Origin of the sequence: Parasphingopyxis sp. (assembly GCF_028279465.1) — a bacterium.
Taxonomy (GTDB): domain Bacteria; phylum Pseudomonadota; class Alphaproteobacteria; order Sphingomonadales; family Sphingomonadaceae; genus Parasphingopyxis.
On sequence record NZ_JANQNS010000015.1, the window covers coordinates 324088 to 346838 of the forward strand.

At 61.2% G+C, this 22751-nt stretch carries 36 protein-coding genes and 1 other RNA gene; 11 read left to right on the forward strand and 26 right to left on the reverse strand.

Translation table 11 applies throughout. The features are described 5' to 3' along the window. Positions 1–57: 57 nt before the first annotated feature. Genes Q0974_RS10970 through Q0974_RS10980 form a run of 3 tightly spaced genes read right to left on the reverse strand, consistent with a single transcriptional unit; the run spans position 58 to position 1887 of the window. Complete coding sequence (locus tag Q0974_RS10970) at positions 58–1011, reverse strand: carbon-nitrogen hydrolase family protein (protein WP_299327520.1); 954 nt, start codon at positions 1009–1011, stop codon at positions 58–60. Further along, entirely contained in the window at positions 1011–1436 is a 426-nt protein-coding gene (locus tag Q0974_RS10975) for an MAPEG family protein (protein WP_299327522.1), read from the reverse strand. The genes Q0974_RS10970 and Q0974_RS10975 overlap by 1 nt, the downstream gene beginning before the upstream one ends. A gap of 19 nt (positions 1437–1455) precedes the next feature. Further along, a complete protein-coding gene (locus Q0974_RS10980; RefSeq protein WP_299327524.1) occupies positions 1456–1887 on the reverse strand; it encodes an MAPEG family protein in 432 nt (143 codons plus the stop codon). Positions 1888–1996: 109 nt separating this feature from the next. On the opposite strand from Q0974_RS10980, the gene Q0974_RS10985 reads away from it, so the two are divergent. Together Q0974_RS10985 and Q0974_RS10990 are read left to right on the forward strand one after the other, a co-directional pair. Further along, positions 1997–2965, forward strand: coding sequence for a threonine/serine dehydratase (locus tag Q0974_RS10985; protein WP_299327526.1), 969 nt, complete (start codon positions 1997–1999; stop codon positions 2963–2965). A 9-nt stretch (positions 2966–2974) separates the two neighbouring features. Beyond that, on the forward strand, positions 2975–3154 hold the full coding sequence (locus Q0974_RS10990; protein WP_299327528.1) for a hypothetical protein: 180 nt from the start codon (positions 2975–2977) through the stop codon (positions 3152–3154). Positions 3155–3188: 34 nt separating this feature from the next. Here Q0974_RS10990 and Q0974_RS16285 read toward each other — a convergent pair whose 3' ends face one another. Both Q0974_RS16285 and Q0974_RS10995 read right to left on the reverse strand, forming a co-directional pair. Continuing rightward, positions 3189–3620 (reverse strand): energy transducer TonB, encoded by a 432-nt coding sequence (locus tag Q0974_RS16285; RefSeq protein ID WP_366943593.1) that lies wholly within the window; start codon positions 3618–3620, stop codon positions 3189–3191. 41 nt (positions 3621–3661) lie between these two features. Further along, positions 3662–4318: an alpha/beta hydrolase gene (locus tag Q0974_RS10995; RefSeq protein WP_299327530.1), complete on the reverse strand. Its 657-nt coding sequence runs from the start codon at positions 4316–4318 to the stop codon at positions 3662–3664. 119 nt (positions 4319–4437) lie between these two features. On the opposite strand from Q0974_RS10995, the gene Q0974_RS11000 reads away from it, so the two are divergent. The 7 genes from Q0974_RS11000 to Q0974_RS11030 all read left to right on the forward strand — a co-directional run bounded on the left by Q0974_RS11000 (position 4438) and on the right by Q0974_RS11030 (position 10065). Continuing rightward, complete coding sequence (locus tag Q0974_RS11000) at positions 4438–5511, forward strand: aminotransferase class V-fold PLP-dependent enzyme (RefSeq protein ID WP_299327532.1); 1074 nt, start codon at positions 4438–4440, stop codon at positions 5509–5511. Next, positions 5508–6638, forward strand: a complete 1131-nt coding sequence (locus Q0974_RS11005; RefSeq protein ID WP_299327534.1) for a cysteine desulfurase family protein — start codon at positions 5508–5510, stop codon at positions 6636–6638. Before Q0974_RS11000 ends, Q0974_RS11005 begins: the two co-directional genes overlap by 4 nt. After that, complete coding sequence (locus tag Q0974_RS11010; protein WP_299327536.1) at positions 6635–6970, forward strand: 2Fe-2S iron-sulfur cluster-binding protein; 336 nt, start codon at positions 6635–6637, stop codon at positions 6968–6970. The genes Q0974_RS11005 and Q0974_RS11010 overlap by 4 nt, the downstream gene beginning before the upstream one ends. Positions 6971–7065: 95 nt before the next feature. Continuing rightward, entirely contained in the window at positions 7066–7866 is an 801-nt protein-coding gene (gene bla, locus Q0974_RS11015) for a class A beta-lactamase (protein WP_299327538.1), read from the forward strand. Positions 7867–7901: 35 nt separating this feature from the next. Further along, positions 7902–7999, forward strand: an RNA gene (gene ffs, locus Q0974_RS11020) — signal recognition particle sRNA small type. A 52-nt stretch (positions 8000–8051) separates the two neighbouring features. Continuing rightward, the gene (locus Q0974_RS11025) at positions 8052–9737 is read left to right on the forward strand and encodes a DNA polymerase III subunit gamma/tau (RefSeq protein WP_299327540.1); all 1686 of its coding nucleotides are present in this window, start codon (positions 8052–8054) and stop codon (positions 9735–9737) included. Between the two features lie 4 nt (positions 9738–9741). Continuing rightward, positions 9742–10065, forward strand: a complete 324-nt coding sequence (locus tag Q0974_RS11030) for a YbaB/EbfC family nucleoid-associated protein (protein ID WP_299327542.1) — start codon at positions 9742–9744, stop codon at positions 10063–10065. On the opposite strand, the gene Q0974_RS11035 is transcribed toward Q0974_RS11030, so the two are convergent. The 4 genes from Q0974_RS11035 to Q0974_RS11050 all read right to left on the reverse strand — a co-directional run bounded on the left by Q0974_RS11035 (position 10062) and on the right by Q0974_RS11050 (position 13631). Then, positions 10062–10946, reverse strand: a complete 885-nt coding sequence (locus Q0974_RS11035; RefSeq protein ID WP_299327544.1) for an alpha/beta hydrolase — start codon at positions 10944–10946, stop codon at positions 10062–10064. The two genes, Q0974_RS11030 and Q0974_RS11035, sit on opposite strands and share 4 nt — an antisense overlap. Next, positions 10943–11629, reverse strand: coding sequence for a monofunctional biosynthetic peptidoglycan transglycosylase (gene mtgA, locus Q0974_RS11040; protein WP_299327546.1), 687 nt, complete (start codon positions 11627–11629; stop codon positions 10943–10945). The genes Q0974_RS11035 and mtgA overlap by 4 nt, the downstream gene beginning before the upstream one ends. Before the next feature lie 81 nt (positions 11630–11710). Next, entirely contained in the window at positions 11711–12613 is a 903-nt protein-coding gene (rpoH, locus tag Q0974_RS11045) for an RNA polymerase sigma factor RpoH (RefSeq protein WP_299327548.1), read from the reverse strand. 61 nt (positions 12614–12674) lie between these two features. Then, positions 12675–13631, reverse strand: a complete 957-nt coding sequence (locus tag Q0974_RS11050; protein WP_299327550.1) for an RluA family pseudouridine synthase — start codon at positions 13629–13631, stop codon at positions 12675–12677. A 17-nt stretch (positions 13632–13648) separates the two neighbouring features. Here Q0974_RS11050 and Q0974_RS11055 point away from each other — a divergent pair, with 17 nt between their 5' ends. Further along, positions 13649–14062 carry a M67 family metallopeptidase gene (locus tag Q0974_RS11055; protein ID WP_366943594.1) on the forward strand — a complete coding sequence of 138 codons (414 nt, stop codon included), beginning with the start codon at positions 13649–13651 and terminating at the stop codon, positions 14060–14062. Positions 14063–14095: 33 nt separating this feature from the next. After that, positions 14096–14725 carry a histidine phosphotransferase family protein gene (locus Q0974_RS11060; RefSeq protein ID WP_299327552.1) on the forward strand — a complete coding sequence of 210 codons (630 nt, stop codon included), beginning with the start codon at positions 14096–14098 and terminating at the stop codon, positions 14723–14725. A gap of 94 nt (positions 14726–14819) precedes the next feature. Here Q0974_RS11060 and Q0974_RS11065 read toward each other — a convergent pair whose 3' ends face one another. From Q0974_RS11065 to Q0974_RS11145, 17 genes are all read right to left on the reverse strand, one after another. Further along, positions 14820–15650, reverse strand: a complete 831-nt coding sequence (locus tag Q0974_RS11065) for a tyrosine-type recombinase/integrase (RefSeq protein WP_299327554.1) — start codon at positions 15648–15650, stop codon at positions 14820–14822. 388 nt (positions 15651–16038) lie between these two features. Next, the gene (locus Q0974_RS11070; protein WP_299327556.1) at positions 16039–16200 is read right to left on the reverse strand and encodes a hypothetical protein; all 162 of its coding nucleotides are present in this window, start codon (positions 16198–16200) and stop codon (positions 16039–16041) included. A gap of 4 nt (positions 16201–16204) precedes the next feature. Next, entirely contained in the window at positions 16205–16642 is a 438-nt protein-coding gene (locus tag Q0974_RS11075; protein ID WP_299327558.1) for a hypothetical protein, read from the reverse strand. Beyond that, positions 16643–16912 (reverse strand): hypothetical protein, encoded by a 270-nt coding sequence (locus tag Q0974_RS11080; RefSeq protein WP_299327560.1) that lies wholly within the window; start codon positions 16910–16912, stop codon positions 16643–16645. Positions 16913–17221: 309 nt separating this feature from the next. Beyond that, the gene (locus Q0974_RS11085) at positions 17222–17461 is read right to left on the reverse strand and encodes a hypothetical protein (RefSeq protein WP_299327562.1); all 240 of its coding nucleotides are present in this window, start codon (positions 17459–17461) and stop codon (positions 17222–17224) included. 6 nt (positions 17462–17467) lie between these two features. Continuing rightward, positions 17468–18373, reverse strand: coding sequence for a hypothetical protein (locus Q0974_RS11090; RefSeq protein WP_299327564.1), 906 nt, complete (start codon positions 18371–18373; stop codon positions 17468–17470). A gap of 202 nt (positions 18374–18575) precedes the next feature. After that, positions 18576–18935, reverse strand: coding sequence for a hypothetical protein (locus tag Q0974_RS11095; protein ID WP_299327566.1), 360 nt, complete (start codon positions 18933–18935; stop codon positions 18576–18578). Beyond that, complete coding sequence (locus Q0974_RS11100) at positions 18932–19318, reverse strand: hypothetical protein (protein WP_299327568.1); 387 nt, start codon at positions 19316–19318, stop codon at positions 18932–18934. Before Q0974_RS11100 ends, Q0974_RS11095 begins: the two co-directional genes overlap by 4 nt. Next, complete coding sequence (locus tag Q0974_RS11105; protein ID WP_299327570.1) at positions 19315–19509, reverse strand: hypothetical protein; 195 nt, start codon at positions 19507–19509, stop codon at positions 19315–19317. Before Q0974_RS11105 ends, Q0974_RS11100 begins: the two co-directional genes overlap by 4 nt. 5 nt (positions 19510–19514) lie before the next feature. Then, the gene (locus tag Q0974_RS11110; protein ID WP_299327572.1) at positions 19515–19841 is read right to left on the reverse strand and encodes a hypothetical protein; all 327 of its coding nucleotides are present in this window, start codon (positions 19839–19841) and stop codon (positions 19515–19517) included. Then, positions 19834–20118 carry a hypothetical protein gene (locus Q0974_RS11115; protein ID WP_299327573.1) on the reverse strand — a complete coding sequence of 95 codons (285 nt, stop codon included), beginning with the start codon at positions 20116–20118 and terminating at the stop codon, positions 19834–19836. Before Q0974_RS11115 ends, Q0974_RS11110 begins: the two co-directional genes overlap by 8 nt. Positions 20119–20162: 44 nt before the next feature. Continuing rightward, entirely contained in the window at positions 20163–20363 is a 201-nt protein-coding gene (locus Q0974_RS11120) for a hypothetical protein (RefSeq protein WP_299327574.1), read from the reverse strand. Continuing rightward, a complete protein-coding gene (gene ssb / locus Q0974_RS11125) occupies positions 20363–20869 on the reverse strand; it encodes a single-stranded DNA-binding protein (protein WP_299327575.1) in 507 nt (168 codons plus the stop codon). The genes Q0974_RS11120 and ssb overlap by 1 nt, the downstream gene beginning before the upstream one ends. Beyond that, a complete protein-coding gene (locus Q0974_RS11130; protein ID WP_299327577.1) occupies positions 20869–21072 on the reverse strand; it encodes a hypothetical protein in 204 nt (67 codons plus the stop codon). Before Q0974_RS11130 ends, ssb begins: the two co-directional genes overlap by 1 nt. Then, positions 21072–21752, reverse strand: coding sequence for a hypothetical protein (locus Q0974_RS11135; protein WP_299327579.1), 681 nt, complete (start codon positions 21750–21752; stop codon positions 21072–21074). Before Q0974_RS11135 ends, Q0974_RS11130 begins: the two co-directional genes overlap by 1 nt. After that, positions 21749–22474, reverse strand: coding sequence for a hypothetical protein (locus Q0974_RS11140; RefSeq protein ID WP_299327581.1), 726 nt, complete (start codon positions 22472–22474; stop codon positions 21749–21751). Before Q0974_RS11140 ends, Q0974_RS11135 begins: the two co-directional genes overlap by 4 nt. Next, on the reverse strand, positions 22471–22686 hold the full coding sequence (locus Q0974_RS11145) for a hypothetical protein (protein ID WP_299327583.1): 216 nt from the start codon (positions 22684–22686) through the stop codon (positions 22471–22473). Before Q0974_RS11145 ends, Q0974_RS11140 begins: the two co-directional genes overlap by 4 nt. Between the last annotated feature and the right edge of the window lie 65 nt (positions 22687–22751).

Here is a 22751-nt window from a genome sequence, read left to right on the forward strand (position 1 = left end):
GATAGACGTCCTTCGACAGGCTCAGGACTAACGGCATTGTGCAACGATTAGGTGGCTCTAATCCTCGAACACCACGCCCGCCTGTTCGGCCCTATTCACACGCAGCTCGAACACATCGTGCCGGGCGTAGTGGCCGTCTGTGTCGAGCGAGGCGAGACCTTGGCCGATCAGATCGAGATCGAGTTCGGCATGGATGGTCTCCGCACGGCCGCCCGCTTCGGCGAGGATATCGGCATTGGGTGCGACGATCATGCTACCGCCGAATTGTAGCTGGTCGCTTGGTATTTCCTCGATCAGCGCGCGAGCATCGGGATTGCCGCCGCAGCGCTCCAGGCCGTCGAGCAGCGCGTCACGGTGCAACACAGTGCCCGCGGCCAGCACGAAACAACGGCCTTCGAACGCATAGTGGCGCGAGGCGATGGCATAGGTGTCGCGCACGGTCGGCCAGGCGGCGACATGCACGGCTTCGCGCTGGTTGTGCATGGCCGCGCGGGCGAGCGGCATCCAATGTTCCCAGCAGATCAGATGGCCGACATGGCCCCAGTCCGTTTCGTGCACGCCCAGCGTCGAGCCGTCGCCGCGCGCCCAGATCAGCCGCTCGCCATGGGTCGGCACGAGCTTGCGGTGGGGCAGGGGCGGCTGGCCGGGGCGGAACAGGAATTGCGTGTTGACGAGGCTGGATCGCACCCGCTCATGCGCGCCGACCGAGACGATCAGGCCGCGCTGATCGACCAGCTCCTGCAGTGGGGCGAGCCGTTCGTCATCTTGCTGGATCGCCTGATCGAGCAGGATGCGGTGCAGCGCCTTACTGCCCGGATGATCCCAGAGCGCCGCGCCGGGCGCCTCGTCGAGCCATATCGGATAGCCGCCGAGAAAGGTCTCGCCGAACGCGATGACCGTCGCACCACCATCGGCTGCGGCTTTGACATGGTCGACCAGGGCCGCGATCCCGCCCGTGATATCGAGCGGGACCGGTTCGGCCTGAACGATCGCGGTGGCGATGCGGGCCATCAGAAGACGATGAGCGCCGCGTTGACGATCATCCAGATAAGGACGGCCGTGCTCGCCACGAAGATCAGGAAACGGATCGGCACGATATTGACCGTGCTCTGCCAGAGGCTGTGCACGACGCGCAGGCCGACATAGGCCCAGGCGAGCGTCAGGTTGATGCCATCGCCCGCGCCGATGAGCGCGAGTGTGAGCGCAACCGCGTAGAACACGGTCGGCGCTTCATGCAGGTGGTTGTAGTTGTCGGCCTGCCACTGTACCTTCACCGGTAGCTTTTTCAGATCGTCATTGATGTAGACGCCGGGTGTAAAATCGACCTTGGCGGCGCTCATTGCGGGGATGCGGGTTGCATACATCCAGAGCCACATGATCATGGTCCAGATGGCTAACGCGATAATGGGCGCGAGGATGGGGCTGTTGATTTCCATGTATACCTCCTGTGACAGTCTATTGCAGCGCCGCGGCCGTCGCATGCAGCGCCAGCGCGAGTAGGACGAGCGAACCGAGCGAGAAAATCAAGAAACGGACCGGCACGATATTGACCGTGCTCTGCCAGATGCTGTGCACGATCCGAATGCCGACATAGGCCCAGGCCAGCCAGACATTGATCCAGGCATCGCCGGTGCCGGTCAGTGCGATGATGAAAACAACGGCGTAGAAGAGCGTCGGCTGTTCGACCAGATGCGCGTAGTTATGGGCTTTCCACTGGACCTCGGGCGGCAATACGCCTTCGAGGTCCTGACCTCGTCCGCCGCGCTGCGCGCCGATATCGAGTCCCGTTTTCTTGATCGCCGGAAAGCGTGTGGCGGCCAGCCAGATCAGCATGAAAAGCGTCCAGCAGATCAACACCGCCGCCGGCGCCAGAATAGCACTGTTCATTGCGACCCCCGTTTCTCTTCGCGCGGCGAGACTGGCGCAGGCCCAAAAGGTTGTCAAAGGCAACGGACATGACGTTGCGGCTTCGGGACTTGCGGGCTAGCGGAACCGCATGACGCACACCGAATCGCGCACGCCGACTCTTGATGGCATCCGGGAGGCGGCGACCCGTATCCGTGACGTCGTGCCGCCAACGCCGCTGATCCCGTTCGATACGGATTATGGCCGGGTCTGGCTCAAATGCGAGAATCTGCAGCCGATCGGGGCGTTCAAGCTGCGCGGCGGCTATCATCGGCTCGCCGCAATGAGCGCGGAAGAACGCAAGACCGGCGTGGTCGCCTTTTCTTCGGGCAACCATGCGCAGGGTGTCGCCTGGGCCGCGAAACGGCTCGGCGTGCCGGCGCTGATCGTGATGCCGGAAGATGCGCCCAAGGCGAAGCTCGACGCGACGCGCGCGCTGGGCGCCGAGATCGTCACCTATGACCGGATGAGCGGCAGCCGGGAAAGGCTCGCGGCGGACCTGGCCGAAGAACGCGACGCGATCGTTGTACCGAGCTTCGACGATCCCTGGGTAGTCGAAGGGCAGGGGACGACGACGCTCGAAGCGGTCGAGCAAATGGAAGCGCTGGCGGGCGGGCCGCCGGATAGCGCCGTCATCTGCTGCGGCGGCGGCGGGCTGGCGGCGGGCGCAGCGCTCGTGCTGCCCGATGCCGAGATTACAGTCGTCGAGCCTGAAGGCTGGGACGATATGGCCCGCTCGCTGGTGAATGGCGCGATCGAGCCGGTCGGCCCCAATCCGCCCGATACGCGTTGCGATGCGCTACAAACGATGCGCGTCTCGCCGATCACCTTCGATATTCTGCATGCTCACGGCGCAAGCGGAGTCGCCGTCAGCGAAGAGGAAGTCGCCGATGCGATGCGCATCGCCTATTCGGGGCTGCAACTGGTCGTCGAGCCGGGCGGCGCGGTTGCGCTCGCGGCCGCGCTCTCGGGCAAGGTGCAGCCCAAGGGCCGCACCATGGTCACGCTATCGGGTGGCAATGTCGATCCGGCGGTTTTCGCCGAGATCATCACGGGTTAGGAGACGGCCATGCTCCTCGCCGCCAATATCGCGCTCTCCGTCGCCATGCTCGCCGTCTTCGCGCTGGCGGTCGGCGGGATTTACCTATGGGCGAAGAAGGGCGACAAGCAACGCGGCCTGCTGATGCTCGCCGCTTCGATTGTGATCCTAGCCAATGTGCTGATCTGGACCGTGCCGTCGCCCGCCTAGTATTGGAAGTATATCCGCACCATTGCCTTGCTAACTAAGGCAAAGTCCAAGTCATGCTGGCTCCATAAGGTCCCTCGGTTGGGACTCCGTCAGCATCAAGTGCGGGCTGAAAACGACCTCTTTCAGAAATCAGCTGGCAGGTAGCTTCGTCGAGTCTGGTGTATCCACTCGATTGAGTTATGTCGCATCCTGAGACGCGTCCATTCTCACCAATGGTCAATCTGTAAGAAACTCTTCCGGATTCTCCGGCGCGAATCGATTCTGCTGGATAATCGCGATTGGTGATCCACCGATTTGGATTTTCGCTAGGTCTTGGAAAACGAGCGGAACTAGGAGGCGGAGGAACTGGCGAAATATTTCTTGTATTAACAGAAATACCCTCTTGGACATGCTGTTCGGGTTTTGAATCTTGCGAGTGAACAGTATCGGCTTGCGCAATAGCGATTAAGCTAACTGTTATTAGCATTCGAAACGATCCTTGATGGTTAGCATGGCTGGGTTATCTACCTACTTGATCGGGCAATCCGGATCGAGGCGCATGTCGAGATAGTCGTCGACCGTCGTCATCAGCTGCGGCATTTCCTTCTCGAAGAAATGGTTCGCGCCGGGAATGACCTCATGCTGGATCGTGATGTGCTTTTGCGTCCGCAGTTTGTCGACGAGCTTCTGCGTGCCGGACGGCGTCGCAACTTCGTCGGCATCGCCCTGGATGATGACGCCTGAGGCGGGGCAGGGCGCGAGGAAGCTGAAATCATACATGTTCGCCGGCGGGGCGATGGTGATGAAGCCGCGGATTTCCGGGCGACGCATCAGCAGTTGCATGCCGATCAGCGAGCCGAAGGAAAAGCCGGCGACCCAAGTCGTCTCGGCTTCCTGATGGAAACTCTGAATCCAGTCGAGCGCGGCGGCGGCATCGGACAGTTCGCCTACGCCATTGTCGAATTCGCCCTGGCTCTTGCCGACGCCGCGGAAGTTGAAGCGCAGTGTGGCAAAACCGCGATTGACGAACGTTTTGTAGAGCGCCTGCACGATCGCATTGTTCATTGTCCCGCCGCCCTGAGGGTGCGGGTGGAGGATCATCGCGACGGGCGCACGCGGGCGCGGCGGTGGGGAGAAACGGCCTTCGAGGCGGCCGTCGGGACCGGGAAAAATGACTTCAGGCATGGCGGTTCGATGCAACCCTTTGGCTGGAAACGGGCGGGAATCGGGCTTATGCCGATTGCGGCGAAGGCGGCGCTATAGGATATTTGCGGCGCCTTTCGCAACAAAAACCGGGTAAACTATTGAAAGATCGTCTTTATCTCGACCATGCGGCGACCATGCCGATGCTACCGGAAGCGCGGGATGCGGTCGCGCAGGCCTTTGAGAATTGGGCCAACCCCTCTTCGCCGCATGGCGAGGGGCGCGAAGCCCGGGCGGCGCTGGAAGAGGCGCGCAAGCGGATCGCGGCGGCGCTGGATTGGGATGGCGAACTCATTTTCACGAGCGGTGCGAGCGAGGCGATCGCGCTTGCGATCTCCTGCACCAAGGCCGAGCGTGTGATCGTCAGCGCCGTCGAGCATGACGCCGTGCTGCGCGCTGCAGGGGACGTCGAACGCATCCCGGTCGATGCGAAAGGCTATGTCGATGGCGGCAAACTCAACTGGATGCTGTCTGGGTCTGACGAAACGGCGCTGGTTGCCATCCAATCGGTGAATAGTGAGACCGGCGTGAAACAGGATCTCGACGATCTGCGCGAGCGCATCCATGTCGGCGGCAACTGGCTGTTCGCCGATTGCAGTCAGTCGGCCGGCAAGCTGCCGCTGTCTGATGCTGACCTGATCGCGATTTCGGCGCACAAGCTTGGCGGGCCGCCGGGCATCGGTGCGCTGCTGGTCAAGGATTTCGCGACGCTGCATGCGCTGGGCGGACAGGAGCGCGGCTATCGCCCGGGTACCGAAAACCTGCCGGCCGCGCTCGGTTTTGCCGCGGCGCTCGGAGCGCCGACCGGCTGGGTATCGCGCGCCGCCGAATTGCGCGAACATCTCGACAAAGCGATCGAACAGGAGGGCGGGAGCATCGTCGCGGGCGAGGTCGATCGCATCCCGACTATCGCCTCCTATCGGATGCCGGGCGTGGCTGCGAATGCGCAGCTTATCCAGTTCGACATGGCCGGGATCGCCGTATCCGCGGGTAGCGCCTGTTCGTCCGGGAGCCTCAAGCCCAGCCATGTGCTGACCGCGATGGGCTGGAGCGAGGCAGACGCCGCCGAAGTGATCCGCGTGAGCTTCGGGCCGCAGACCAGCCGCGCCGATATCTACCGCTTCATGGACGTCTGGAAGCGGCTCGCGGCCGAAGGGAAGGGGCGCGCGGCGTGAGCGGCACAATCTATCTCGACTATCAGGCGACAACGCCTATGGCGCCCGAAGCGCGCAAGGCGATGCTGCCCTTTCTCGACGAGAAATTCGGCAATCCGCATTCGCCGCACAAGCTGGGCCGCGAGGCCGCGGCAGCGGTCGAAGTCGCGCGCGATCAGGTGATGGAATGTATCGGCGCGGAGAGCGGCAACCTCTATTTCACGAGCGGCGCGACCGAGGCGGCAAATTGGGGAATCAAGGGCGCGATTGCGACGATGTCCGAAGACCGCCGGCGCATCGTAACTGTGGCGACCGAACATGCGGCCGTGCTCGATACGTGCGAATTTTTGGCCGAATGGGGCTGCGAACTGACCGTACTCGACGTGTCGGACGAGGGGCTGATTGATCCGATGGCCGTGGACCATGCGCTCGACGACGATGTCGGGCTCGTTGCCGTCATGCTCGTCAACAACGAGATCGGCGTGACGCAGCGTATCGCGGAGATCGGCGCAGCTGTCCGGCAGCGCGGCGCGCTGATGTTCTGCGACGCGGTGCAGGCGCTGGGCCGGGTCGAGATACCATGGCGGCAATGCGACATGGTCGCGATGTCGTCGCACAAGATTAACGGGCCGAAAGGCATCGGCGCGCTCTGGCTGGCCGATGGCGTGAAACCTTTGCCGCTCATGCATGGTGGCGGGCAGGAAGGCGATCTGCGCTCGGGCACGCTTGCGCCGGCCTTATGCGCGGGTTTCGGCGCGGCGGCCGCGTTGATGACTGAGCGGCGCACCGACGATTATGCGCATGTCGAAAGGCTATGGGCGATCGCGCGACGGAAATTCGGCGATATCTGGTCGCTGAACGGTTCGGATTGCGCGCGCTATCCGGGCAATCTCAATATCCGCCTAGACGGGCTCGACGCGTCGCGCCTTATATCGGACGTGCGCGGCGTCGCCTTCTCGGCCGGTTCGGCCTGCGCCAGCGGTTCGGGGCGGCCGAGCCATGTGCTGTCAGCGCTGGGCCTGAGCGACGCCGAGGCGAAATCTTCTATTCGCATCGGGTTCGGCCGCTATACGCGCGAGGAAGAACTCGAGACCGCGATCGATCTGATCCTTGAAGCTGCGGCCCGTCAGACTAGCTTGGCCGCATGACAAAGGTCCGCTTTATCTCGGCCGATGGCAATTCGGTCACCGAAGTAGAAGGCGCGCCGGGCGACCGGCTGCTCGATCTTGCTCAGGCCGATGGCCAGCCGCTCGAAGGCACGTGCGAGGGTCAGATGGCCTGTTCGACCTGCCACGTGCATGTCGATCCGGAGGATTTCGCCCTGCTGCCGCGTGCCGAGGAGATGGAAGACGATATGCTCGATCTCGCCGCGGATGTGAACCGCTACAGCCGTCTCGCCTGCCAGATATGGCTGAGTGAGGATATGGACAGCCTGACGGTCCGCATCCCGGATGCCGTCCACAATATGCAGGGGAGATGAGCGTGAAAAAGCGGGTTGCTGGTCTATGCGCAGCGATGCTGCTTTGGGCAGGCTGCGCTGCTGAGCCGCAGGGTGGATCGCCCATAGAAGCGATCATGAGCGAAGATGTGCTCGAAGGCATCGAGCAGCGGATCGGCGGGCGGCTCGGCGTGGCGCTGACCGACGAGAGCGGGAACCTGCTCCGCGCCTATCGTGGCGACGAGCGGTTCGCGATGTGCTCGACATTCAAGCTGGCATTGAGCGCGGCCGTGCTGGAGCGCGTCGAGGCGGGCGATATGGCGCTCGAGGATCCGCTGGCGTTCGGGGAAGCCGATTTGCTCGATTATGCGCCGGCAGCCGCAGCCTTTGTCGAAGCCGGCGAGATGGGTGTGAACGAGGCGGCAGAGGCGATCGTTACCCTGTCCGACAATACGGCGGCGAACCTGTTGCTCGCCGAAATCGGCGGTCCGGAAGGCATGACGGCCTTTTTCCGCCGCCATGGCGACGAAGTCTCGCGGCTCGACCGGATCGAGCCGGAGCTCAATGAGAATGCCGAAGGCGATGAGCGCGATACAACCAGTCCGGTGGCGATGGCCGGGCTGGTCCAGCGCCTGATATTCGGCGACATATTGACGGAAACGGGCCGGCAACAGCTGGCAGACTGGGCGATTGCGAACCAGACGGGCGATACGCGCATCCGCGCCGGCGTGCCCGATGGCTGGACGGTTGGCGACAAGACGGGCAGCTGCGGCAATGCGTTCAATGATATCGGCATTATCTGGCCGCCCAGCGGCCCGGCTTTCGTGCTGACCGTCTATATCGATCGTCCGACCGCGGAACCGGGAGAAGTCGATTTCGCGATGGAGGAAATCGCCGAACTCGCCGTGCTCTATATGAGTGAGCGGAATATCGGCTGACATTGCATTTTGCGTGCGACATCGCCATATGCCCGGTCGGAAGTCGGGCGGACGTGGCATTCGCCAACCCGGTCAGGTCCGGAAGGAAGCAGCCGTAACGATTTCGTCGCGGGTCGTTCCGGCTTCCACCTTTTTCTCTTCATAACAGCTTCGACATGCCGCTTCGCAGCGGCTAGTCTCGCGCCATGTCCGATTCCCAGGAGACTATGGAGCCCGCTGCCGATCCCGGCCCGGGTCTCGGCCTCGACGAGCCGCCGCAGCCCGCCGCGCCTGAGGCCGACCAACCCTACCGCGTGCTTGCGCGCAAATACCGCCCGCAAAACTTCGCGCAGCTTATCGGTCAGGACGCAATGGTTCAGACGCTCGGTAATGCGATCAAGCGCGACCGGCTCGCTCATGCCTTTCTGCTGACCGGCGTGCGCGGGGTCGGGAAAACCTCGACCGCGCGGCTGCTCGCCAAGGCGCTCAACTGTATCGGGCCGGATGGCGAGGGCGGGCCGACCATCGATCCGTGCGGTGTGTGCGAACATTGCCTGGCGATCGCAGAAGGTCGGCATATCGATGTCGTCGAAATGGACGCAGCCTCGCATACGGGCGTTGACGATGTACGCGAAATTATCGAAGCGGTGCGCTATGCGGCCGTCTCGGCGCGCTACAAAATCTACATCATCGACGAAGTCCATATGCTCTCGAAGAACGCGTTCAACGCGCTTCTGAAGACGCTCGAAGAGCCGCCGCCGCATGTGAAATTCCTGTTTGCGACGACCGAGGTGAATAAGGTGCCGGTCACGGTGCTGTCGCGCTGTCAGCGTTTCGATCTGCGCCGTATCCCGGCCGATCTGCTGGTCGAGCATTTCCGCTCGATAATCGAGCAGGAAGGCGCAGAAGCCGAAGACGAGGCGCTGGCGCTGATCGCGCGCGCGGCCGAGGGGTCCGTGCGCGACGGGCTTTCAATTCTCGACCAGGCGATTGCCCATGGCCCGGAGGGCGTCACGGCGGCGCAAATCCGCGAGATGATCGGCCTGTCGGACCGCGGCGCGGTCCGCACGTTGTTCGGCGAATTGCTGGCTGGCGATGCGCAGGCGGTGCTCGCGAGCATCGAACAACAACATACGCTCGGTACGGACCCGGCCGCCCTGTTCCGCGGCTTGCTCGAAACCACGCACGGTATCGTCCGCGCCAAGGTCGGCGGAGCCGACGACCCGGCGCTGTCGGCCGAGGAACGCGAGGCCTTTTCGGACTGGGCGAGCCGGTTGGGTTTCGCTGCGCTGCACCGCATCTGGCAGCTGCTGCTCAAAGGTCTGCGCGAGATCGAAACGGCACCGGTACCCCTCGAAGCGGCCGAAATGGGTTTGCTCCGCATCGTCCATGCCGCCGGTATGCCGGACCCGAGCGATCTGGCCCGCAAGCTCGAAAGTGGTGAAGTCGTCGCGACGGCGCCTTCGCCTGCGGGATCGGGCGGGCAGGGAAGTGGGCCGCAAGCCAGCCTTCCCGCCGATTTCGCGGCACTGGTGCGTCTCGTCGCAGAAAGCCAGCATGACGATGCGAGCTGGAAGACGGCGCAGTTTCTCGAACGCGATGTCCGGCTCGTCCGCTATGCGCCGCCGAGCCTTGTGATCCGGCCGCTCAAACCGTGCGACGAGGAGTTCCTGCGCGATCTCGGCCGGTTGCTGCGCGCGGAAACCGGACAGGTCTGGACGGTGGAGACCAGCGACGAGGAAGGCGAGGCCAGCCTTCTCGAGCAGGAACAGGCGGCGCTCGGCGCGGAACGCGAGGCCGTGATGCAATCCCCGATGGTCAAGGCGGCGTTCGAGGCCTTTCCCGATGCCGAATTGATCGATTACAAACTGGCCGCAGACAATAAGGGCTGATCCCATGCAGAATTTCGAAGAGATTATGAAAGCCGCGCAGAATGTGCAGGAGGAACTGCAAAAGGCGCAGGCGAGCCTCGAAAATATCGAGGTGGAAGGCGTGTCCGGTGGCGGGCTCGTCAAGGTTCGCGCCAGCGCCAAGGGCACGATCAAGGGCGTCGAGATCGATGAATCCCTGCTCACGCCGGACGAAAAGCAGGTACTCGAAGATCTGATCGCAGCCGCGCTCAACGATGCGCGGGTGAAAGCCGACGCCAAAAGCCAGGAAGAGATGAGCAAGATGACGAGCGGCCTGCCATTGCCGCCCGGCTTCAAAATGCCATTCTAGCTGGCGTCCGCGGCCTTCCGAAACGCGAGATAGGCCGACAACACCGCCTCTGGCGCCTCGACTTGCGGATAATGGCCGACATCGAGACGCGTCACGGCGATGTCCGGGTTGAGCGCTTCGAGAGCGTCGGCAAGGTGCCCGCCGGATACCGGATCATGGACACCGTTGACCATCGCAAGCGGGCAGGGCGGATCGGCGAGTACGCCCCGCCAGCGCGCGGCATGCTCCGCGCGCTCGGCCATATAGGCGAGCAGCGCGGGCTGAACCCGCTGCCCGTCATTCTCGCTGATCATGGCCCAATAGGCATCGAGTTCGGCCTCTAACGGCTGCGTGTCGGGCCCGAAAACCTCGGAAAAGCCCGCGCCGAACGCATCGCGGTTCATATGCTTGACGATCTCCGGCCCCTGCGGCCCGGCGAGCAACTCCTGGATCGGCCGCGGGCGATGCTGTTCGGGCAGCAGTCCGCCGTTCAGGAAGGCGCAGCTTCGAATCGCCGCGCCGTGCCGCGCCAGCAACTCCTGCGCGACGCTCACGCCATAATCATGGGCGAGGATGTCATATTCGGCGATGTCCAGCTGCGCGAGCAGCGCTTCGACGATGTCCGCCTGCTCGATCAGGCGATAATCGTGCGGATGCGGCTTGTCGGAAAAACCGTAACCGAGAAAATCGAGCGTGACCGGGCGGTAACGGTCGGCAAGACCAGGCCAGACGGGGAGCCAGTCGAGGCTCGATGTCGGAAAACCGTGGAGCAGAAGGACGGGCCGCGCATCCGGATCGCCGCCGGCACGGGTGAAGATCGTGTGGCGGCCATGCTCGATCATCATGCCGCCTGAACGCCATGTTTCGATGGCCGCGCTGTCGATCTTCGGCGTTTCCGTCATATGCAATCGTCCAATGGGCTGGCGCGGACCTGTTGCATGCGGCCGACGAGCCGGTTGGCATAGCCGGCGGTCCAGCTGCCGGGGCGGGTCGCGTCGCGGGTTTTCGGATCGGGCAAGACGGCGGCGATCTGCGCCGCCTGCATATCGCTGAGCCGGCTGGCGTCATGCCCGAAATAGCGCTGGGCGCCGGCATTAGCGCCATAGGTGCCGATCCCCGTCTCCGCGACGTTCAGATAGACTTCCATGATCCGCGGCTTGTCCCAGAGGAACTCGATCAGCACCGTGAAATAGGCTTCCAGACCTTTGCGGAACCAGCCGCCGCCTTGCCAGAGAAATACGTTTTTCGCCGTCTGCTGGCTGATCGTGGAGCCGCCGCGCCGCCGTGTACCGGCTTGGCGTTCCTCCCAGGCCTGCTGGATCGCTTCATAATCGAATCCGTCATGCAGGCAGAAATTGCCGTCTTCGGCGGCGATGACGGCGATCGGCATCGCACGGTCCATCTCGCTAAGAGCCATCCAGTTGCGCCCTGAGCCATTCTCGTCGAGCGCCATAGTCGCCGTGATCGGTGGCGGGACGAAGCGATAGAGTAGCACCCAGAGCACCGTGATCAACAGGAACCACAATATCGCCTTGAAGACGAAGATGATCATGCGGGCGGGCAGGGATCGGGTTTTGGCGGCCATGGTGCTGATCTATCCTGCCCAAAGAAAAACGCCATCCCCGATTTGCACCGGGAATGGCGTCTTTGGTGATCTGGTTCGCGATTAGCTTGCCGGAAGCAGCTTCCTGTCTTCGGCGATCCGCATCATGGCTTTCTGCACCTTCTCGAAGGCACGGACCTCGATCTGGCGGATGCGCTCGCGCGACACGCCATAGACCTGGCTCAGCTCTTCGAGCGTTTGCGGGTCGTCGGTGAGCTTGCGCTCCGTTAGAATGTGCTGTTCGCGCTCGTTAAGCTCGCCCATCGCTTCCATCAGCATTTCGCGACGGACATCGGCTTCCTGCTCTTCGGCGATCGTCTGATCGTGCAGCGGTTCCTCGTCGACGAGCCAGTCCTGCCACTGGCTGGAGCCTTCCTCGTCGCCGCGCATCGGTACGTTGAGCGACGTATCGCCCCCCATCGCCATGCGGCGGTTCATGCTGATCACTTCTTCCTCGGTGACGCCAAGATCGCCGGCGATCTGTTCGACATCTTCGGGCTTGAGATCGCCGTCCTCGAACGCGTTGAGGCGGGCCTTCATCTTGCGCAAATTGAAGAACAGCTTCTTCTGCGCCGCCGTGGTGCCCATCTTCACGAGGCTCCACGAGCGCAGGATATATTCCTGGATCGAAGCGCGGATCCACCACATGGCATAGGTGGCGAGCCGGAAGCCGCGATCGGCTTCGAACTTCTTCACGCCCTGCATGAGGCCAATATTGCCTTCGGAGATCAGCTCGGCGACGGGTAGGCCATAGCCGCGATAACCCATCGCGATCTTCGCCACGAGGCGCAGATGTGACGTCACAAGCTTTTGCGCGGCTTCGCGGTCGCCATGCTCTTCGAAACGCTTGGCGAGCATATATTCCTCTTCCTGCGACAGGATCGGGAATTTCTTGATTTCAGTCATGTAACGATTGAGGCCAACTTCGCCCCCAATCGCCGGAATTGTAGCAACGGCTTTTGCCATTTTGTTCCTATGCTCCTTGAACCTTGTGATCCCGGAATAATCCCGGAAATCCTTACATTATCTATACGTGTAATGCCCTGAATAGTTCCTGTATGTCGACAGGGAGTTCGCTATCAAAGGCTAAAGCGTTACTTGTCACGGGATGGATAAATCCAATACGCATAGCATGCAGCGCCTGACGCTTAAAATCCAGTCTTTTCAGCACGTCCTTTAGGGCAGGTTTGGGCCTGCCATAGACCGGATCGCCGATCAGCGAATGGCCGATATGCGCCATATGGACGCGAATCTGGTGCGTTCGCCCGGTTTCCAGCCGGCATTCGATCAATGTCGCATTATTCAGCGCCTCAATGCGCTTGTAGCGTGTGATCGCATGTTTGCCGTGCGGCGGCTCGACAACCGCTATTTTCTTGCGATTGCGCGGTGATCGCGCGAGGTTGGTTTCAATTTTATCCTCAGACTTATTCACAAGGTTATGCACTATCGCCTTGTAAACACGGTCGATGCTGTGGGCAGCGAACTGTTTGGCGAGGCCTTCATGCGCCTTGTCGGTCTTCGCCGCGACGATCAGCCCGGACGTATCCTTGTCGATCCGATGGACGATTCCCGGCCGCGCAACGCCGCCAATCCCCGATAACCGCCCCGCACAATGATGCAGCAGCGCATTGACCAGCGTGCCGTCCGCATTGCCCGCTGCAGGGTGAACGACCAGACCGGCCGGCTTGTCGATCACGATCAGGTGCTCGTCCTCGAATACGATATCGAGCGGAATATCCTGCGGTGCCGCTTCCGCGGGCTCCGGTGCGGGCACCGAAACCGTGAAATTCTGCCCTTTTTCGACGGCGCTTTTCGGGTCACGCGCTTCCGAGCCATCGGCCTTCCGCACATGGCCTGAGGCGATCAGCTTTTTCAGTCTTTCGCGCGAGAATTGCGGCAATGCGGCCGCCAACGCCCGGTCCAGGCGCCAGCCATCGGCTTCGGCGGCGATACAGGCTTCCAATGTCGACAAGTCCCCCGCCATTGCGTAACAATTTGGGGGTGATCGTCACAATTTCAAGTGCCGCAAAGCGCGAAATTCTGCGCCATTGCGCGGAATCTCCCGATATCGAGGCATGCGGCCTGTTATTCGGCCAAGAAGACCGTATCGAACGCGCGAAACCGGCCGAAAATGTCGCGGAAAGCCCAGCGGACAGCTTCGAAATCGATCCGGCGGCGTTGTTCGCCGCCATTCGCGCCGAACGGGCCGGCGGTGATGCGATTATCGGCCATTATCATTCCCATCCCACGGGCGCAGCCACACCGTCAGCGCGGGACGCCGCGATGGCGCTCGATACAGGCCGGTTGTGGCTGATCGTGTCCGGCGCGGAAATGCGGCTCTGGCGTGCCATCGAACCCGGTCGGCTCGCACCTGTGGAGCTAGCCCTTGCAAGCCCCGCGTCCAGCCGACATTAGGGGCTAAGGGCCAGCAACGGGAACTGCGAGACGATGGACAGCAAAAGCGTTGAATTTGCGAGCCTTTTGGCCTCGCGCCTATGCCATGACCTGTTGAGCCCGATCGGCGCGCTCAATAACGGAATCGAGCTGCTCGCGGACGAGCATGACCCGGAAATGCGCGAACGCTGCATGGAATTGCTGGCCGAGAGCGCGAAAACTTCGGCCACCAAGCTCAAATTCTTCCGGCTGGCTTTTGGCGCGGCGGGCGGTTTCGACGACGAGATCGACAGTCGCGAGGCGAAGACGGCGATCGAGGGCCTGGTGGGCACACAGGGCCGGGTGGAACTGGAATGGCTGGTGGAACAGCCGAGCATGTCCAAAGCGAAGATCAAGATCCTGCTCAATCTTGCGCTGATCGCTGCCGACGCGCTGGTGCGCGGCGGGGCGCTGCTGGTCGGCGCCGAGGGCAGCGAGATCGTCGTGCGCGCGGAAGGGGACCGGATCGTGCTCGATCCTGAGCTTAAAACCGCGTTGCTCGGCAAGACCGATGCCGAGGCGCTGACGCCGCGTGCTGCGGCCGCCTGGCTCGTCCATATTCTCGTGCGCGAAGGCGGTGGTGAGGTGCAGGTCTCCGAACCGGAGGATAATGTGCTGCTTTTCGGCGTAACTTTCGCCGATTGAAGCCGCCAAGAAACTGGTATTCGTAAACGACATCTTTAGGTAATCTCCCGGTTTTCTGCGGTTTTGCCGCGATATTTTCCAGATATTTTCCAGTTCACTTTTTGTTTTCCCATTTCAGGATAGCCGCTGTACCCATCTTTTCCTGGTCGATCTTCTTCGCGTAATGCTCGACCATCTTGTACGACTGACCGCTGATGGCCGCTGTCTCGGCAACGGAGCACCCGGCTTCCAATAGTGCGATGACGGCGTTCTTTCTGAGGCCGTGCGGAACGATGTCAGCACCATGCCCCTTTGCCCATAGCTTGATGCGCCGCCGAAGCGCCTCGGGCTTGGCAGGATGACCCAAGAGCGTGATACCTTCCGGTCGGCCTAGTATCTCGACCAGCCCGCTGTGGAGCTGGATCACGAGCGGTGTGCCGGTCTTTTGCTGCACAACCTTAATACGGCCATGCTCAATGTCCCGCCATGTCATTCGACACACGTCGCCGATGCGCTGCGCGGTGTAATATAACAGGCCGACGCTGCGCCGGATTAGCGGATCGGGGTCGACCAGCGCTTTCTCAACCAGCCATACGGGCCACGGATCGTGCTCGCCAAGCTCGTGCCGATCGATCCCGTCGCATGGATTGCGCTCGATCATATCGCGCTTCACCGCGACCGCGAACACGTTGCGCGTGACGGCCAGCATCAAATTTGCTGCCCCGAGATTGCCCCTGTCTTCAAACGGGCGGATCATCTTGCGGACGTGCCGCCGCTCGACAAGTTTGACCGGGGCCTTGCCGTGCTCGGTTGCGAGTCGGTGTAGATAGAAGCCATATGTGCGCTGCGTTCCGGCCGACTTGCTGGGCAATACCGTGCGCTCGTACAGTGCGACAAGACTGGCGAGCGTTTCCATCTTGCGGTTGCGGTTCGAGCGCGCACCCATGCAGCGCGCATAGGCCTGCCCAAATTCCGGGTCGGCAATGTCAGGCAGGCGCACGAGCTTTTCGCCGCGAAAATAGTAGTACGTCTTGCCGCCCGCCCGGACGGGTTTCACATGCAACGGCAATTTCCTAGCCAAGGCCCGCCTCCTTTTCCCATTGCGGAGCGCCTTGCCCTGTCAGTCGATCAAGGCTTTCATCGATTGCGCCCTTCTCCCATAGCTTGCGCTTTCCGAGCGTGACGGGCAAGGGCAGTTCCCCCGCGTCAACCTGGCGCTCAAATTCCGCGCCGGACAGACCGCAATACGCAGCCGCCCAGCGACGTGGCAGCATACGCGGCCAATCAGGCAAGGCAGCCCGCTGCGTCACGCCGCCCCTTGGGGGTGGGAGGGGTTAGTCATTTGTCGGCCTCATCTCGCGAATGCCCTTGCGCCAGCATTTGTCACGTCCGGTTCGGCGCAGGAAATCGCGCACTGGCTGTTCGTCCTGCGCCATGAAATCGGAGCTAGTGCTGCCGTGGTTCTGCGGCTGTAGGGGGATGGGCTTGGCGGTCATGCGCCTATCCCCAAGTCCGGTGTTTTTCGGCGACCCATTCGAGCCCGTCATATTCTTCGATGGAGTATTCGACGCCATCCGGTATCTCGACGACGCTCAGGGCTGCAAAACGAGAATTGGCTGCATCGCCGTACTCTTTGATTGTCGCCACAAGATCGGGATCGGAACGGAAGCCGTCTTCGTCGCTCAAGTCGTATAGCCACCACCCATGTTTTTTCCTGGCTTCGATGTAGGTCGCGTATTCTTCGGGCCGCTCTTCACGCTCCGTGATACTGACAAACGGCGGCTGTTCGGACGGCGGGATTGTCCAAAATTCGTCATTACCAAATTCTGTTTCTCTACCCCAAACCTTGATGCCTTTGCGGGAGGCCAGCGCCAGCGTGGCGTCTTTGCTCAGCCCGAACCCGCCGTGGCATTTGTTGATGACAATCTCCTGCATCATTCAATCTCCTGCCGGGTCAGTGCCGCCCGGCTCGGCTTTGGTGAGGTAGTTGCGGACGGCTAGGCCGGTTTTGTTTAGCCCAATAACGAGGTTGCCGCGCGTTCCGACCAGCCCCTTGGTATCGAGCGCCCGAAGCACGCTGCATGAAACGCCGTATGCCGATTTGGTAATCATGGTTGGCCAGTTGACGCCGACAAACACTGGCAGTTTATGCACCGCCCGCCGCTGCGCCTCACTCAGCCCCTCTGCTATTTGTGGTATGTCAGTCATGAGATGCGTCCATCTCGCTCGCGGAGCGTTGGACCTCTTCCCCAAACTTGGACAGTCGAAAGCCCCACTCAAGATTGCCGCTGCTCATTATAAGTTTCGGTTCGCGAAGAATGCCAAATCTGCTGTCTTTTCCGCGCCAAAGCGAGTAGACTTCTTGATAGCGGGTGTAGGGAGTTCCTGGGATCGTCCGCCTTGCGCTCAGCCACTTCAAAGCGCGCTTGCTCCTAGCGGTTAGGCGAGAGGCCACCTTTGTGGCGTCCATCTCCCAATTAGATAGCTCGTCAGGCGCAAGTATTAGGTCTTTGAGGCTCACGACCGCTTCTCCTTTTCGGCAAGCATGGCGTCGGCGAACATGCCGCAACGCTTTGCCACGTCTTCGGGTTTGTGGTTTTCCCAAATGTCTCGCGATGCCTGAGCAAGTGCGTGGGCAGCGTACCAATCCCAAAGCGACATGCCCGGCGTAATGTTCTGATAAATGACAGCCGATCCGGCGCGCTTCTCTTGCGTCACATACGGAAACGCTGGCCCGCCGTCTTTTTCCTGTGTCATAACCTATTACTTATCTGTGAGGGTGGAGAGGGCGGCTTCAAGGCCGTCGTACGAGCGAATTAGCCTAACGACGGGCGCGCTGCTCCAGCTCTGCTTGGAGGCGTCTTTGTCTGTCCTGACCGCCTCAGCATCAACTTCTTTGCGAGCATCTAGTACCTCCCGTGCCGCCTCTACGATCTTCGCTGTTCTGGCCAAGGTTTCCTCAAGCTCGATTTCCATCGCGAAGGTCTCGTCAGCCATGATGCGCCCACGCTCGATATGCTGGGCGGCAAGCTCTAGGTGCATCTTTTCCTGATCGCATTCCGACCGACTGGCGATCTCGCGCAGCTCGTCAGCCACTTGCTTGTCATCTTCGCCGGGGCCGTACTCTTGCAGGCGTTTGGCTGTTCTGGCGCGCTCGGCGGTGATATCCGCGCCGGACAAAACGCACCCGTCATCGTCACCATATCCCGCAGCCATCATAATGTTGGCGAATGTGCCGATCACGTCATCCTCTAGGTTCCCGTGACCATCACATCCGGCGTATTCTTTGGCTCCTACGCTGTCAGCAAAGACCCTGAGCGCAAAGTCTATTCCGGGAGTCAGCACATCATCGGAAGGGGCGGGGAGGGACGAAGGCGCAGCCTCCCCGTCTGCCAGTGCGCGAATTTCCTCTATTTCCGCGCCGTGCTCCTGCTGAAATATGCTATTGGGGTGCCACGCTCCCTCATAGAGATACAGCAATCGCCTGATCTTGGCGCGCAGCCGTTCGATTTCCGGCGTTGCTGGCGCTGTTTCGGATAGGGCTGCGATGGCCGCATCACGTTGCTTGGCAGCCAGTTCGTACCGCTCCTTCCATGACAGAGCATGCCAGTCAGCGCCGGTTATTTCATTTTCCAGTGCTTCGCGCAGCCGTTCGGTGTCTCGGGTCATGGGCGGGGTTCCTTGGTCTTACCGCCGCACTTCTCGCGCGGGCCTTCGCAACCGGCACAGGGCGATTTACCGGCCATGACCTCAGCCCAAACCGTTGCGCCGCCAAGTAGGCAGTCCGCAGGAACGTAGCCCTGCATCTTTGCCATGCCGAGCTGCATGTCATCGCGGTCTGCCTCGTCTTGATCGAAATAGTGTAGCTTCATCACCCCTCTCCCTTGAGCTTGGCGAGACGTTCTAGCGCCTCTATGACCTCTCCCATATCGAGTGGGGGAGGTGAGGCCGCCAAAGCGTCGTCGAGCGCGATCAGCCAGCGCATACCGCCGTCCGGGCAGTCGTCCGCATCGACAACCTTTTCGATCCAGTTACGCGCGCCTGTGGCCGCCTCCCGCAGCCCGGCATCGGGTGTGGCGCGGAGGGCGGCGAGAGCGCGCTTCATGGTCGCGCCTTCATCGTAATGTCCCGCACGATAGCCATTCTTCCACATGCCATCTTCACTGCTGCCGCGATGGCATTTGTCGTCCAACAGGATCGCAATCTCCCGCGCCTGCTCAATATCTGTCATGCTGATTGCTCCTGTTCGGCGCGGGCTGCGCTAGTCGCCCACTCGACATACGCGTCCCATGTGAGGCCGAGATATTTGTGAAGGGGGTGTACGCTGTCGCTGTCGTGCCATTCCGCAACTTTGCGCTCTATTTCATCGACCGGCTCGCGAAGGGCGGATAGGACCGCATCGACGATCACGCTTACCGAGTAGCTGTCGCAATTGATGGCGGCCAACTTCGCCCGCTCTATCTGCTCATCGGTGAAGTTGAGTGCATCGGTGCGGGCTTCGGCCATTGCTTCGAGGGTTATCGGGCTGCTCTCTCTGAGAACGTTTTCCTCAACCGGAAGGCCATGCCGCTCATAAGCCGCCGCCAATATCTCTCTGTTTCGCTTCTCGGTCATGCTTGGTGCTCCCAAGGGTCATGGTCGGCGCGATCCACAACAAAGCGGCGCAGCTTGTCGCGAACCTCCTCCATGACGGCCGTCATGCCTTCGATGTGCATTTGCGGTGGTAGGCTCACGGCCTGCATCGCGAGCGCGCTGTCGAGGCTGTCTGACATTTGGCCTAGCTCGTCCAATTCTTCTTCGGTCATGCTGCTTACCTCAAATTCATCCTTGCGCGTTCGGTGGATTGCTCGGTACGCCATGCTTCAAAGGCCAGTCTCTTTGCGACGGCACGGGCCTCGGTCTTGCGATAGTCGTAATTTGCCAGCTCCCATTCGGCGGCGGCTGTCTTGTATGCCTCATCTGCCTGTGCGCGGTGCTCGGCCTCACCGATTGCCAGGCCATCGCCACGGTATTTGACGAACATTGTCGAGCGGACTTGCTTGCGACGTTCGTCCATGGCCTCTGCTTTGGCGCGGGCGTTCCCAGCCTCCACAAGCAGCTCCTCCATGTCGGCTATGGCGCGGTCTAGGTCAGGCACCTTCCGTCTCCTGATAGTGCGCCAGATTCCATGCCGCCGCGTAGAGAAGATCAACGCCGTACCGCTCGAAAAACTGACCATGGTTAAGCGCCTCAACGCTGTTCTTGCTGTCCCATATGATCTGGTGCAGATCGGCCCGTAGCGGCACGACAAGCCAGTGTGAGCGCGATCTGCGCCCGCCATCGCGGGTTGAGGTCACATGATGCAGGGTTACGTCGTCATAGCGGCACGACACGCAGCATGGCCGTTCAAGCGTCCATGCGTGGTAGCGCTTCATTGCGGCTGTTTTCTGCACCGATGGCTTGAAGAGGAAATGGGCTGTCATTTGGCGTAGCGGTTCCGCACTGGGACGAGTGAACGGGTCAAGTCCATGCTCGCCCGCTTCATCGCGGCGACCTCTTTGCAGCCAGAAATCCCGGCATATTCATCAGAATGGAGTCGCTTTTTTGCTTCAATGGCTAGCCGTGAAAACCGCTCCGCTTCGTTCAAAGCGCCATTGATGATTTTCAGATAGTCGTCCATCACCGACACCGCCTTTCATGCGTATCGGAGAAGGGTGTGGCGAACGGAACGCCATCTGAATCCAGATCGTCATCGAACGCGCCGCCACCGCCGCCCTGGTTTGCCTGATAATCGCCAGTGGTGTTTTGGCCGCCCGTGCTGGCTTGACCTTCGCCCTGCCCGTCGAGCATCGTCATGCTGCCGTTGAAGCCGTCGATCACGACCTCGGTCGAATAGCGGTCGTTGCCGGACTGGTCCTGCCATTTTCGGGTGCGGAGCTGGCCTTCGATATAGACCTTGCTGCCTTTGCGTAGATAGCGTTCGGCGACACCAGCCAGTCCCTCGGAAAAGATCGCCACGCTATGCCATTCGGTTCGCTCGCGGCGTTCGCCGGTCTGCCTGTCCTTCCAGCTTTCCGAGGTCGCGATCCGCAGATTGCAGACCTTGCCGCCATTATTGAAGGTGCGCGTCTCGGGATCGCGCCCGAGATTGCCGATCAGGATTACGCGGTTAACTGAGCCGGCCATTATTCGCCCTCCAACTCGTGTTCAAAGTCGTATTGCTCGGCAAGTTCGCGCGTCAGGACTTGCGCCTCGTGATCGGCGTTGCTTTCGGCTTCCTGTATCCATTGCTGGTAGGCGGCTTCGTCGGCCTCCTTCTGGCTTGCGGCCTCAATGACCTCATAGCTGCGGCCATATCCCGCATCCCACATGATTAGATATTTCTGCACTATGCGTTCTCCTTTGCCTGTTTTGCGATCCAGCGCTTTGCCTTCTCAAAGTCCGTCGCAACCATATCCGTCACGGCGTTGGCCTCGGGATCAGCTTTGCGGAGCATGTTCACGACGTCCTGAGACGTGACGCCCGGCGCTGCATCGATAAGCACGGTAATTTCGTTCAGTTGGGCGGGGCTGATCTTCTGTGGGCGCTCTACGGGCTTCTTTTCATCCGCGCCGAACTCCGCGCGCATCTGCTCCACATATTTGTCGTCATCGTGCTGTCCCATGTGAATGTCAGCGCCGATGCCAAGAAATTTGAGCGCATTGTTGACCGCGTCGGTGAACGCTTTCTTGAAAGCCTCGTCATCGCAGAAGTCGTTACCGGTGCGCTGCGAACGAACCTTATCGCCGCCCACACCATAAACGATGTTTTCACGGTCGCCGTGCCAGATTGAAGCGGTGCAGTAGACCAGTGACTCTTTCTCGCAATGCACCATCTCAAATCGGGGTTCGCCGATACCCCAGCCCTGCCCACAAGGGCCGAATTGCTCGGTCATCTTTTTGATGATCCAGATGGGCTTGAGCGACGTTCCCTTGAAGCCGCCAGGGCGAGTGAATGGTTTGGTGTGTGCCGGGTCACTCTTGCCGAGCGCATCCCAAAGCATAAGGTTTTCGTCTAGGCTGTCGCTCATGCCGCCACCTTTTCATCGGTAAACTGAACGCCCGGCACGTCATGCTTCTTTGCCCGTGCGTCGGCATCCGCGAGCTTCTGGATCAACTCGACAAAAGCATCCGGGTTTGTGCGGACGTAGTGGTTCAGAGCGTCGCGGCGATTGACGATTGTCGCCGTCCAGTGCGTACGCAGTCCGATGGCCCGCGCGCCGCCCTTTGCGTGCGTCTTTTCGCGTTCGATCTTGGCGGCGGCCTTTTCGGCTTCCTCCGCCTCTTTGATCTTTGCCTCTGCTTCCGCACGGGCGGCAAGGCCATCGGTTTGCGCTGCCTGATGGGCTTTGCGTGCCTCTTCGGCCTTCCGCTCCGCTTCTTCACGGGCGAGGCGTTCGCGCTCTAGGCGCTCGGCTTCCAGCTTCTTCAACCATGGAGCCATCGCGTCTTTGGCGACCTTGACCGCCATGTCTGCGCGTTCGAGTATCGGCTTCCATTTGGCCTGCACGGCCTTGCCAGCGTCATCGTGCGGCTTCTTTTCCGCCCGGCGCTGTGCATCCGCATCCTTTTTCGCCGTGCGCAATTCGTCTATGATGCGGGAAACGCCATCGGCTTCGGCTTCGGAATTGACGCCGGACCCGTCGAGGAAATTCTGCGCCTCGACAAGCAAATCTTCGATATGCGTCTTGAAGCCGTCGATAGGCTCGGGCGGGTTATTTCCGCCAATCGTGGCGCGTGGGTTGTCGGTCATGCCGCTTCTCCATATTGCCGGGCCACGGCGTCATCGTAGGCCTCTTGGATCGTCGCCCCGCGTCCGATATCCTCGGACAGGTGCCAGCCAATAAGACGGACGTGAAAGCTCTCTTCGGGCAGCAATTCTGTCGGTGCCCGGCGCGTGACGGTCTGCACGTCATTGTCGCGCATCCATTGTTCGATCATGCCATTATACTCCCAGCGATCCACACAGCCCCGATGGCAAGGGCAGCCCATGCCTTGGGATCATGTGCGGCGTTTAGAATGATGGTTAG